This is a genomic window from Streptomyces sp. NPDC005151 (assembly GCF_053599875.1).
This window is the reverse complement of sequence record NZ_JBSFYR010000148.1, coordinates 1-10879: the sequence shown is the minus strand read 5'-3', so window position 1 is coordinate 10879 and position 10879 is coordinate 1. Positions and strand designations below refer to the sequence as shown.

Genomic DNA, 10879 nt, shown 5'->3' with positions numbered 1-10879 from the left:
CGCGTCCTGGGCGACCGCACCCCCGCCGAGGCCATGAGACGCTGGTCAAAGGAACTCGCCTACCGCTGATTCGCAACGATCAGTGGAAACCGCCCAAGGTCGGTGCGACCGAGATCGCGGGCGCTGGGCAGGAAGTCGGCGGGCACGCCGACGCCGAACAAGAAGGCGCGCTCTTCTTCGAACCGGTCGAGGGTTCGGCAGCCGAGGGTGAGCAAGATCAAGAGCTGCCGGGCGGCGTCTCGGTCCGTGCGCGCCAGGGCGAGAGCCGCCTCCATCTCGGCCATGACCTCCTGCCAGGAACTTCGGTGCGGGGGCTGCCGGTCGCCGTCGTAGATGTGCCGGTGCTCCAGCCGCAGCGTGGAGGCGAGGCGGCCGAAGGCGATGATGGTCCCATCGGCGACCAGATGCAGGGCGGTGGCGGCGGCGTGCAGCATCGCCTCTTGGACGTCGGGCTTGAGGTGTTCGTAGGGCCGCCAGGTGGTCAACCCGGCGCGCTCTTCGAGCCCGGCAGCCTGCCACACCTGTTCCAGTGTGGCCCGGCCGTGGCTGCGTCGGCCGCTCGGGGAGAGGCTGACCTCGTCCAGCAGGCAGCGCAGCAGCCGGAACCAGACCCCGGCATGCACGCTGCGGCCCGGCATGGTGACCCGCCCGGTGGTGAGTCCTTCGTAGGTGTAGCGGTCCACGGTGGCCAGCGGTTCGGCCAGCGGCACGGGGCCCGGTCCCTCCTGGTCGACGGCGACGGACAGAGCGACCGCGGTGGCGTCTTCCAGGCGGCACCCGTGCTCGACGCAGCCGGTCATCAGCGGCAGCCGCCACAACAGGGCCCGCCCGCGCCCGGGGTCGGCGGCGCACACGGGGCAGGCCCGGTGCAGTGGCCAGTATCCGAGCCATGGTCCCGGCCAGCGCTTCCAGCGGTTGACCTGGTTGGTGCCGGCCTCCCCGGGAACCAGGAGCACGGAGTTGTCCCGGACGTAGGCGTCGAACATCGGCTGCGTGTCCTGGAGCGGCACGGTGAGTTTGTCGAACAGCCACGGTTCCCAGCCGGCCAGCGTCATCGCCCGCAGCCGGGCGAGCTCGACCCCGGTGCGCTCTGCCAGCGCGGTGAGCATCGCCATCGGCGGGTCGTAGTCGAGGTCTGCCGGGACGTCCGGGTCGACCAGGCCGAGGTTGCGGGTGAGTAAGTCCTTCACCGGCATCTCGTACAGCCCGGCCAGCCGGTCCAGCCATGACGACAGCGACTCCAGAGGGCCGGGCTGAGGGTGCAGAGGCCAGCGCCGCGGTGGGCTCACGTCAGCTCGCGCTCGAACAGCCGACGCCGCTCGGTCGGCCCGTCGTACGGTGCCAGCAGCAGAGTGCGCTGGTTGATGGCCTCTTCACCGGACTCGATCGCGGCCACCGCGGCGTCGGTGAGCAGATGGGCCAGCTCGCCGATCGTGCCCTCGCTGCGGCTGAGCAGGTAGCCGGCCATCTCGGCGGTGGCGATCGGCGAGGGCCTGCGCAGCGGGAACGCCGCGGCGAAGCTGGCCAACAGCGAGCAGGCGTCGGCGTCTGCCTCCCAGCGGGGCAGCGTCAGCGGCGCGAACCGGTTCTCCAACTGGTCGTCGGCTCGGATGGCCAGGTACGCATCCCGGGTGCCGACGCCGACCAGCGGGATGCGCAACTCGTTGCCCAGGAAACGCAGCAGGTTCAAAAACTCCCGGCGGTGGTCGCCGCGTCCGCCGAGGACGTTGTGCAGCTCGTCGATCACCAGCATCCGCACTCCGGCCGACCGCAGCAGCCGCAGCGCCAACTGCTCCACGTCGGCCAGCCGGTAGCGGGCCCGCAGTGGGGCGCCGAGCGCGGCCAGCAGCACGGTGTAGAAGCGGATCACCGACGGATCGGAGGGCATCTGCACCGCCAGCACGGGAATCTCCTCGCGGTCCGGGTGCGAGATCGGCGGGTTGGTGCGGCGGAACTTCTCCACGATCATCGACTTGCCGTTGTTCGTCGGCCCGATCAGCAGCAGATTCGGCATCCGCTGCTTGGACGGCCACGACAGCAGCGTCTCCAGCCGCTCCAGGGCCTCTATGGCGCGCGGGTAGCCGATCCACCGGTCCGCCCGCACGTACCGCAGCCGCTCGGCGTCCGGCAGCCGCGCGATCTGCTGCGCGGCCGGGTGCAGGTGTGACAGATCCACCGGCTCGTCCTCGTTCACCACTGCTCGATCACCTCGAACGGCCTGGCCACAGCCTCCCCGCCCTGGTTGGCGGGCGGGGCAGGCGGCTTCGGAGGCGGCGTCGGCCGCCGGTTACCGGGCGGCGCCTCGGTGCGGCGCTGGCGGTCCCGGCGGGCCTTGCGAGTGCTGGCCGCGGCGGCCTCGGTGATCTCGCGCATCTGCGCCACCATGGCGAACAACGCGTTCTCATCGACCTCGGCGCGGCCCAGCTCGCGCAGCCGCGCGACGGCCGCCTTCTGCTCCCACACACTGATCGGCGGCCTCGACAGCGTCCGGTAGGGAACCTCCACATAGGCGTCCTGGTCCGGGTCCAGGGCCCAGATGCGGCTGATGTCGCGCGGATCGCGACGAAGGACGAACCGGCCCAGCCGTTCGCGGTGGGCGATCCATGGCTTCAGCGCGTCGCTGTAGTACTGCACATGGTCGATGACGAACCCCGACCGCGACAACGTCCGGCGGACCACCGGCAGGAAGTCCACCAAGAACGCGGTCTCATTGGTCACCATCATCGGCGAGGCCACCGCGACCATCTCCGCCCAGACCCCCGCCGGGGTGCGGCCCAACCCCTCGTGCACCTGGCCGTGGTAGCAGCACGCTGCCAAGGCCAGCCACCGCTGCAACTCCCGTAAGGTCAAAACGGCCTTGGCGTCGCTGTCGTAGGCCCCGCGCTCGGCAGTATTGGAGAACGTGGTGCCTGGCAGCTCGTGGACCATCTCCATCATCGTGCCGATCAGCCGCTCGATGATCCCGCCGAAGTGCGGCAGGCCGGGCGGCCGGTAGCGCAGCCTGATGCCGTGCTGGTCGCAACCGCGACGCAGAGCCTCACTCTTGAACTCTGCGGCGTTGTCCACATACAGCTCGCGCGGCTTGCCGCTCATCGGCCACACCACCTCGGCCCCCAGCCTCTCCAGCCACGGCCGCTTGTCGGTGGCCGCATGCACCAGGCACAGCCCAACCGAGGTCGCCGACGGTGCCTCCAGCGTCACCACCAGGCCCACCACACATCGGCTGACCACGTCGATCGCCAGCGTCAGATACGGCCGGCCGATCGGCAGCCGGTGCTGCTCGTCGACCACGATCACATCCACCGGCGTGTGGTCAACCTGGACCTGCTCCAACACCGCAGTGACCTCGGGCGGCATGTCGCCCGCCGACCGCAGCGGACGAGCTGCCTCGCTTCCCTCCCGCGCGGTGGTGGAAGCAACCGGGTCCAGCTGTGCGATCCGGCGTCGCACCGTTCCGCGTGAGGGAACCTGCAGATCACGAGCCCGGCACTGGCGCGCGATCTCCCGGTGGATCACCGCCACGGTTCGGCGCTGCCGCGTCAGGTACCGGGTGCGCAGTACCTCTTGAACGATCGCCTCGACCTCATCGGACAGACGTCCACCGCCGCGCCCACCGCTGGAGTGGCCCGGCAGCAGGTCTGATACCACCCCTTCACCCACCCGCCACCGCCCGACCAGCACGTACACCTGGCGCCGGGAGATCTGAAGCATCGCGGCTGCCTCGTCCGCGTCCGCCAGCCCCACCGTGTCCTTCGCAGCGAGCGGACCTACCACCTCGGCCTGCCTCACTACGGCATCCCACAGCTCGTCTGGCGCGGTCAGCACCCCGCGCTCGGCCACCGGTCCATCGACCATCCCAAAGCCCCCGTCGCGCATACGACTACGGCCAAGTCGACCGTAGTGCAGGCGACTTCGGACCGTCTGGGAGTTCGCACTTCCCTGCGCTCGGCGGCGAATCCCCAGCTCATCCGTGCACGCGACTACTGACATTCACAAACGTAGCGACAACTACTCTGCGCTACTTGTCGGGTGGCCGTAGCTATACGAGAACAGGGCCGAGACGAGCAGCTCATGCGGATCCTGATGCTGCAGGCCCGCATCGGGCGGCGGATCAGTGAGATCCGGATGCTCGACTGCGACCCGCTGTTCGCCTTGGACCGGCTCACCCCGCCCGACGAGCAAGAAGTCGCCGACGGCGCCTTCGTCGCCAAGTTGCGCTACCAGCAGACGAAGATCGAGCAGGCGCCGGACACCATCCTCGTCGATACCGAGATCGTCGCCATCATCCGCGCCCAGCAGCAGTGGGCCGACACCCACCTGGGGCCCCGCTGGGCAGAGGGCGCGAGCCCCAAATACCTCTTCCTGGCCCACAGGATGAACCGGTACGCCGACAAGCCCTTCGCCGTCGAACCCATCCACCAGACACTCTTTGAGTTCGCTCGCCGGCTCGACATTCGCGACAGCGCCGGACGGCTGGTGGACTTCAACCGCACCCACCGGTTCCGGCACACCAAGGCCACCAGCCTCCTCAACGCCGGCGTCCCGTTCCACGTCGTCCAGCGCTACTTCGGCCACCTTTCGCCGACCATGCTGATGACCTACGCGCAGACCCTCGCCGAGACCCACGAACGCGAGTTCCTGCGCTACCGGAAGATCACCGCCGACGCCCGGGAACTGTCCACCGACCCGCGCGACCTCTACGACATGCTGGAGCTCGACAAGCGCACCGACCGCATCCTGCCCAACGGCCTGTGCCTCCTGCCGCCCCGCCAGGCATGCGCGAAGGGCAACGCCTGCCTGACCTGCGACAAGTTCGCCACGGACGTCACCTTTCTGCCCGAACTCACCACCCAGCGGCAGCGCACCGAGCAGCTCATCACCGAACGGCAGAACGCGTTCGCGGCCCGGACCGGGCTGCCGATGAGCGAGGACAATGTCTGGCTCGCCGGCCGCCGCCAAGAGCAGGACGCCCTCGGCCGCATCATCCTCAAGCTCGAACAGACCCGGCTCGCCGACGGACCGGCCCAGGCCGTTCGCGGTGCGGGCGTCGACGCCCGCACCGACGCGATCACCCGCAGCCAGGACGGGAGCTGACCCATGCGCGGTAACCCCGACAACCTCCGCCAGGCCGCCGCCCGCAAGAGCGCTGCCGCCCAGGCTCGCGCGGAGAAGGGCCTGCGGGAGATGATCCGCTGCGGACAGCCCATCACCTTCCGTGGCCTCGCCCAGACCGCTGACGTCTCGCTCGACTTCCTCTACCGCTGCATCGAAATCCGCCAGCGCGTCGAGCAACTGAGGGCCCAGCAGCGAAGCCACCCGCCCCGTGCGACCGCGCCGCCGCCCGACGACTCGCCCAGCAGCGTCGTGCGCACCCTCACCGCCCAGCTCGCCGAGCTCAAGCGGCGGCATCGCGACGAGCTCCAGGACCTGCGGCAGGCTCTGGAAGTTGCCCAGAGCGAGAACCTAGAACTGCGACGACGCCTCGGCCCCCGACACGGGCTCGCACCGAGCCCTCCGTGCACCTAGATCCCAGTACTGGCGGCTGGCTCGGTGGAGGCGAAAAGCCAGTTGCATGTTGAGCCAGCGGCCATAAGATCAGCCCGGTGAAGGTGATCTCCCTGGGCTTTCGAACCGACCTGATGCTGCGGACCCTGGCCGGCTCCGCCATCACCGATCACGGGACACACCTCGTGGTCCAGACCCCTGCCAACCCCGGCTTCTGGTGGGGGAACTTCGTGCTGTTCAAAGCCCCACCCAGGAACTGCGACGCACGATCGTGGTCCACGATATTCTCCGGCGAGTTCCCCCAAGCAGCACACCTCGCCCTGGGAGTGGATGGCACCGACGGCGACACCGGTGACGCAGGAGTACTCGCCGAGATCGGCGTCACCGCCGAGGTGAACTCCGTCCTGACCGCCGCCCGGCTGCTGCCTCCCAGCGAACCGGACATCGCCACCGCCATCCGCCCCCTGACCAGCAACGACGACTGGGCCCAAGCCACCCGGCTAAGCATCTCCTGCAACGGCCACGTCGCTATGACCGCCGAGCACCAGCAGTTCCTGGAAAGGAAGGTCGCTGGGCACCGCAGGCTCTGCGACGCCGGCCGCGGCGCCTGGTTCGGGGCCTTCGTGGAAGGACGCATGCGCGTCGGCGCCGGCTTGTTCAGCGACGGCAGCGGGCTGGCACGCTTCCAGGACGTCGAAACCCATCCCTCCTACCGTCGACGAGGGCTCGCCTCGTCCCTCGTTCACCAAGCCGGGCACTGGGGGCTCCACCAGCTCGGCGCCCACACACTGGTCATCGTCGCCGACCCCGGCTACCACGCGATCCGCCTCTACCGTGCTCTCGGATTCGCAGATGCCGAACACCAAGTCCAGCTCTCCCGCCCTCCCGCTTCCGGCGAAGACCGCGACACGTGATCAGGACGGCCCAAGCACGCGCTGATCGGCGAGTTCATCGACGCTTACGTACGCGACCGCAAGCGTTCTACCTGCACGAATGGCCACCCGTCACCCGTTTGCCCCGGATACTTTCTGGACGACCCGCTACATGGACGCCGCGGTCGCCCAGCTGCGTGCCGAGGGCCACGAGATCAGCGATGAGGATGTCGCCCGCCTGTCCCCGCTGAAGTTCAAGAACCTCAACGTCCTGGGCCGCTACAGCTTCACCCCCTCCACCCCGCCCCAGGGCCTGCGCCCGCTGCGAGACCCGGACGCGCCCGAGCTGGACGAGGACGACGAAGGCGCGGACTGAACGCCCACATCGGGTGACGCGGGCATATCAGGTGGCCGGGTGCTCGGAAATCGCAAGCGCCGGTTGGGGAGCCGATGCCAGGCTGCCCGATATGTTCGACTAAGCCTTGATTGATGAGACCGACCTGGCGGCCTGCTCGATCTTCGCGCAGTGGGCTGCGCGGGCTTCCTCGTCGATCTGCTGCTCGTGTTCGGCGCGCAACCCGGTCCGGCCGTCGAGGCCCTCGCGCAGGATATCGGCGTGCCCGGCATGCCGGACGGACTCGCTGAGGACATGGACCATGATGGCGAACAGGTTGGTGTTGGGATAAGGCTCCGGCCACCACGGCACGTGGCCGGGGGCGTCGAGGGGAAGCTCGTTGATCGTCGCGTCCGAGTGTTCCCACGTGCGCCGGTAGAACCCGATGATCTGATCGCGGGTCTCGTCCTCGGTCGCCCACAGATCGGTGCCGTCGGAGTCCTGCCACCGGTACAGCGGTTCCGGGGAAGGGCGGTCAAAGACCTCGCCGAAGTACCTGGCCTCGACAGTGGCCATGTGTTTGACCAGGCCGAGGAGGTTGGTCCCGGTGGCCGTCAGAGGTCGGCGGGCGTCGTATTCGGACAAGCCGTCGAGTTTCCAGAGCAGCGCCTCGCGGTCCCGCCGCAGTCTCCCGTGCAGGTTGTCCTTCGCGAATTCATCGATCATGCGGCATGAACCTTGCATGGGCTGCTCGTAGTGTCAAGATCCCGTACGTGGTCCGCAAAGGCTGGCAGAGAGACGTGGGGGTGGGGGTGGGGTGCGTGACGGCTCGCAGCCGACTCGACCTGCGGCGGTTACTGCGCAGGAGAACTACACGCAGGCTGTTCGGTGCCGTTCTCTGATCCCGTTGAGTAGTTCGGGACGGGGACCGGGGAGGTGGGCGGGTGCCAGCTGAGAATCCAGCCGGCGGTAAGCGCCGCCGCGCCGCCTGCCAGGGCGATTGCGCCGCCTGTTCCGATGACTGCGGCCACCGAGCCGAAGCAGGCCGGCCCGACGCCCTGCAGCGTCATGCTGCCGGAGCCGAGCAGACCGAAGGCCTGGCCCTGGCCATCCTGCGGCAAGGCGTCCAGGAACGGCCGTTGCAGGCCGAGACCGTAGGCGAAACCGAAGCCGCAGAGCAGCAGCAGACAGGACGAGACGCCCACTCCGGGCTCGGCAGCGAAGCCGACCAGCGGCAGTCCCATCAGCGCAATCAACGGAACTACCAGTCGCTCCCGGGTGGGTGGTAGTAGGAGCCGGCCCACCAGCAGGTCACCGACAAGCATGCCGACCGGCAGACAGCCCATCAGCACCGCGTACCAGCCGGGCGCGAAGTGGCGTCCTCCCGCGTAGGCGACGATCAGACCTTCCGCTCCCGCTACGAAAGCGGTCGGTAGCCACTGCGCCAGCATCAGTCGTCGCACCGTGCGTCCGCGCAGCAGCAGGCCGGCACCGTGCAGGCTTGCCCGGACGGCCCCGCCATCGCCTCGAGCGCTGCCGGGTGTGCCGCCGAACTCTCCCGGCTCCAGCCGGGGTAGCCGGATGCGGATAGCGAGCGCGCAGCCGAGGTAGAGGGCGGCGCTTACCGCGAGCGCCCGGTACGGGCCGAGTACCGCGACGACCGCACCTCCCAGTGCCAGACCGAACAATTGCGCGCCGGAGGCAGCGATGTTGTTCAGTGAACGGCCCAGTACATAGGCGTCGCCCTCCAGCGACTGCGCGACCAGCCGACTCGACGCGCCGTGAAACACCGGTGTGGCGAGGGCGACCAGCGCCACGACACCGAGGCTTGCCGCGATCGGCATCCGCACCAGGGCAAGCAGCAGGGCGGCGGCGCACGTCAAGGCGTAGCCGCCGGTGATGAGCGCGCGGGGCGGCAGTTGGTCGGCCAGTGAGCCCAGCAGCAGCGAGCCGAACAGCTGCGGGAGAAAGCCGATGCCGAAGGCCAGTGCGCTCAACAGCGCGGAGCCGGTGGCCGAGAAGACCAGCACCGAGAACGTGGTGATCCGCAGCGCGTCCGCAGTGATCGCGACGGTGCGGGTCGAAAAGAGCAGCCGGAATCGTGGCTCGGCCAGCACTTCCCGGTAGGTGGCACGGTGATTGACCTGCGAGGGTTCGGCGGTTGGGGTCATGACGCCGAGCCTCGCCGTGCGCCCACGCCACTCACCAATGATTCGTCGCTGGACGAATCGGAACAGGCGTCCCGCGGTAGCATGGCGGCGTGCTCCGCTTCGAAGTCTCCATTGAGGACCTGCTGCGCAGCCGCTTCGCACTGTCGCCCGCACTGGACCTCTGCTTACTGCTTCGCTCGCTCGCCGGCCTCGGCCAGCCGCTGCCGCGAGCCTGGGCCACCCGACTCCTGCCGGTCTTTGAACGGCTTCGCCGCGAGACCGAACTGAACACCGCCCTCGCCCTGCAGGCCCCGCGATCCGGAGCGAACTTCGTCGCCCCGCCCCCGCGCGGCCTCAACCAGACCTGGGCAGACGACCTGGCCATGATCCGGGCCACACCGCTGGAAGCGGCCCGCCACGAATTCGCCACCACCGTGACCGGCCCGTCCGCCCGTGATCCCCGCGTACGCGCAGTGTGGGACTCGACGGACGCCGTGTCCAGGATCGCCGAGGCGATGGACCAGGCGTGGCACGAGCTGCTCGCCGCGGACTGGCCGCAACTGCGCGCGATCTGTGAGCGCGATGTCGTGCACCGGGTGGGGGTGATCGGCGAACACGGATGGGCCACGACCATCGAGAGCCTGCACCCGGGCATCGCCTGGCGCGCCGGCGGTATCGAGCTCGGATCGTTCCGAGGCGGAACAGTCCGCCTAGCCGGCGACGGGCTACTGCTGATCCCTTCGGTCTTCGTCGGGCATATCGCCGCCCACCTGGAAGACCCCTGGCCCAGGACCTTGGTCTATCGCGCCCGCGGCACCGCTGCCCTGTGGGGCGAACAGGCGACCGCCCCCCAACCGGACGCGCTGACCGCTCTGGTCGGCCGGGCCCGAGCCCGGCTGCTGTTGGCGCTGGACGCCCCGGCCAGTACCAGCCACCTCGCCCGAAGCCTCGCCATGGCACCCGGCGCGGTCGGAGACCACCTCGCCATCCTGCGAGGCGCGGGGCTGCTCGTCCGCGCCCGGTCCGGACGGTCGGTGCTCTACCGGCGCACCCCGCTCGGCGAGGCTCTGGTCGCCGGTTCGGGCTGAGGGCTCAGATCAGCGACACCGACCCCGATGCCGAGTGATTCTCACTGTGATTCTCGCAAACGGTCCTTTGCCCGAGCAAGATCAAAGACGGCGTCCCGGTGATCACGAACCGGCGGTTCAGTTCGCAGAACTCGTTCTCACTCAAAGGTGGGTTCGGGGCACTTCTGAGAATTGTTTGTGACAGCATCCGGTGCCATGACGGTCCCTCAAGAAGCCTCCCCGAGCGACGCGGACGACGTAGAGCGCCACCCCTGCCCGCGCTGCCGGGCCGAACCCGGCTCGCCGTGCCGCTCGCGCTCCGGCGCGGTCGCCGGCACCTACCACACCGGCCGCTTCACCAAGGTGCCCCGGCTCTCCAAGCTCCTGCGCGTGCCCACCCCCGCCGACCGCGCCCCCGGCCAGCCGTGGCGCCCCGGCACCCCGGTTCCGCTCGCCCTCGCACCGGACACCCCGAGCGCCGACATCCGCATCGGGTACGCCCGGTGCTCGACGCTCACCCAGGAACTCCTGTCCCAGCTCGACGCCCTCGCCAAGCACGGCATCGAGCGCGACAAGGTGTTCTCCGAGAAGATCAGCACCCGCGTGCGGGTCCGACCCCAGTTCGAGGCCGCGCTCGCGCTCGCCCGCCAGATCAAGGCCCACGCCCCGCACTGCCGCATCATCTTCACCGTCTACGAGATGAAGCGCCTCGGCCGCGACGCCGCCGAACTCACCGCGCTCGCCGACCACCTCACCGCCCACGGCCTGGTCCTGGAGATGCTCGCCGGGCCGCTGCCCGGGATGTACGACCCGAGCGGGCCGGGCCGCCTGCTGTTCGCGTTCTTCGCGGCGATCGCCGTTATCTCAAGCTCGCCGATCAAGCAGGGCTGTGACCTGGGTTGCCAGGTCAAGGACGGTGTCTTCGACCTGGCCGCGTGACCCTTTCGAGCG

General features: G+C 69.3%; 10 protein-coding genes and 1 pseudogene. 6 read left to right on the top strand and 5 right to left on the bottom strand.

The annotated features are described in order from the left end of the window. Nucleotides 1–59: 59 nt before the first annotated feature. The 3 genes from ACWD6R_RS37925 to ACWD6R_RS37915 are packed head-to-tail and all read right to left on the bottom strand — an operon-like array spanning nt 60 to nt 3855. A complete protein-coding gene (locus ACWD6R_RS37925; RefSeq protein ID WP_451822914.1) occupies nt 60–1289 on the bottom strand; it encodes a TniQ family protein in 1230 nt (409 codons plus the stop codon). Continuing rightward, nucleotides 1286–2197 carry a TniB family NTP-binding protein gene (locus tag ACWD6R_RS37920; protein WP_451822913.1) on the bottom strand — a complete coding sequence of 304 codons (912 nt, stop codon included), beginning with the start codon at nt 2195–2197 and terminating at the stop codon, nt 1286–1288. The genes ACWD6R_RS37925 and ACWD6R_RS37920 overlap by 4 nt, the downstream gene beginning before the upstream one ends. Further along, the gene (locus ACWD6R_RS37915; RefSeq protein ID WP_451822912.1) at nt 2191–3855 is read right to left on the bottom strand and encodes a Mu transposase C-terminal domain-containing protein; all 1665 of its coding nucleotides are present in this window, start codon (nt 3853–3855) and stop codon (nt 2191–2193) included. The genes ACWD6R_RS37920 and ACWD6R_RS37915 overlap by 7 nt, the downstream gene beginning before the upstream one ends. Before the next feature lie 216 nt (nt 3856–4071). Between ACWD6R_RS37915 and ACWD6R_RS37910 the strand changes: the two genes are divergently transcribed. From ACWD6R_RS37910 to ACWD6R_RS37895, 4 genes and pseudogenes are all read left to right on the top strand, one after another. Next, a complete protein-coding gene (locus ACWD6R_RS37910) occupies nt 4072–5094 on the top strand; it encodes a tyrosine-type recombinase/integrase (RefSeq protein ID WP_451822911.1) in 1023 nt (340 codons plus the stop codon). Between the two features lie 3 nt (nt 5095–5097). Next, entirely contained in the window at nt 5098–5526 is a 429-nt protein-coding gene (locus ACWD6R_RS37905; protein ID WP_451822910.1) for a DUF6262 family protein, read from the top strand. Nucleotides 5527–5603: 77 nt separating this feature from the next. Beyond that, a complete protein-coding gene (locus ACWD6R_RS37900) occupies nt 5604–6419 on the top strand; it encodes a GNAT family N-acetyltransferase (RefSeq protein WP_451822909.1) in 816 nt (271 codons plus the stop codon). A 115-nt stretch (nt 6420–6534) separates the two neighbouring features. Further along, nucleotides 6535–6753 (top strand): annotated as a pseudogene (locus ACWD6R_RS37895) (Tn3 family transposase); the annotation flags it as partial. Between the two features lie 99 nt (nt 6754–6852). On the opposite strand, the gene ACWD6R_RS37890 reads toward ACWD6R_RS37895, so the two are convergent. Next, complete coding sequence (locus ACWD6R_RS37890) at nt 6853–7437, bottom strand: DinB family protein (protein WP_451822908.1); 585 nt, start codon at nt 7435–7437, stop codon at nt 6853–6855. A 128-nt stretch (nt 7438–7565) separates the two neighbouring features. Continuing rightward, nucleotides 7566–8882, bottom strand: coding sequence for an MFS transporter (locus tag ACWD6R_RS37885; RefSeq protein ID WP_451822907.1), 1317 nt, complete (start codon nt 8880–8882; stop codon nt 7566–7568). Nucleotides 8883–8971: 89 nt separating this feature from the next. On the opposite strand from ACWD6R_RS37885, the gene ACWD6R_RS37880 reads away from it, so the two are divergent. Then, the gene (locus tag ACWD6R_RS37880; protein ID WP_451822906.1) at nt 8972–9949 is read left to right on the top strand and encodes a winged helix-turn-helix domain-containing protein; all 978 of its coding nucleotides are present in this window, start codon (nt 8972–8974) and stop codon (nt 9947–9949) included. A gap of 195 nt (nt 9950–10144) precedes the next feature. Next, the gene (locus ACWD6R_RS37875) at nt 10145–10867 is read left to right on the top strand and encodes a recombinase family protein (RefSeq protein WP_451822905.1); all 723 of its coding nucleotides are present in this window, start codon (nt 10145–10147) and stop codon (nt 10865–10867) included. Nucleotides 10868–10879 lie beyond the last annotated feature (12 nt).

Coding starts and splice junctions, on each gene's coding strand:
- ACWD6R_RS37915 (WP_451822912.1), bottom strand. CDS start 3,855: ATGGTCGATGGACCGGTGGCCGAGCGCGGGGTGCTGACCGCGCCAGAC.
- ACWD6R_RS37910 (WP_451822911.1), top strand. CDS start 4,072: ATGCGGATCCTGATGCTGCAGGCCCGCATCGGGCGGCGGATCAGTGAG.
- ACWD6R_RS37905 (WP_451822910.1), top strand. CDS start 5,098: ATGCGCGGTAACCCCGACAACCTCCGCCAGGCCGCCGCCCGCAAGAGC.
- ACWD6R_RS37890 (WP_451822908.1), bottom strand. CDS start 7,437: ATGATCGATGAATTCGCGAAGGACAACCTGCACGGGAGACTGCGGCGG.
- ACWD6R_RS37885 (WP_451822907.1), bottom strand. CDS start 8,882: ATGACCCCAACCGCCGAACCCTCGCAGGTCAATCACCGTGCCACCTAC.
- ACWD6R_RS37875 (WP_451822905.1), top strand. CDS start 10,145: ATGACGGTCCCTCAAGAAGCCTCCCCGAGCGACGCGGACGACGTAGAG.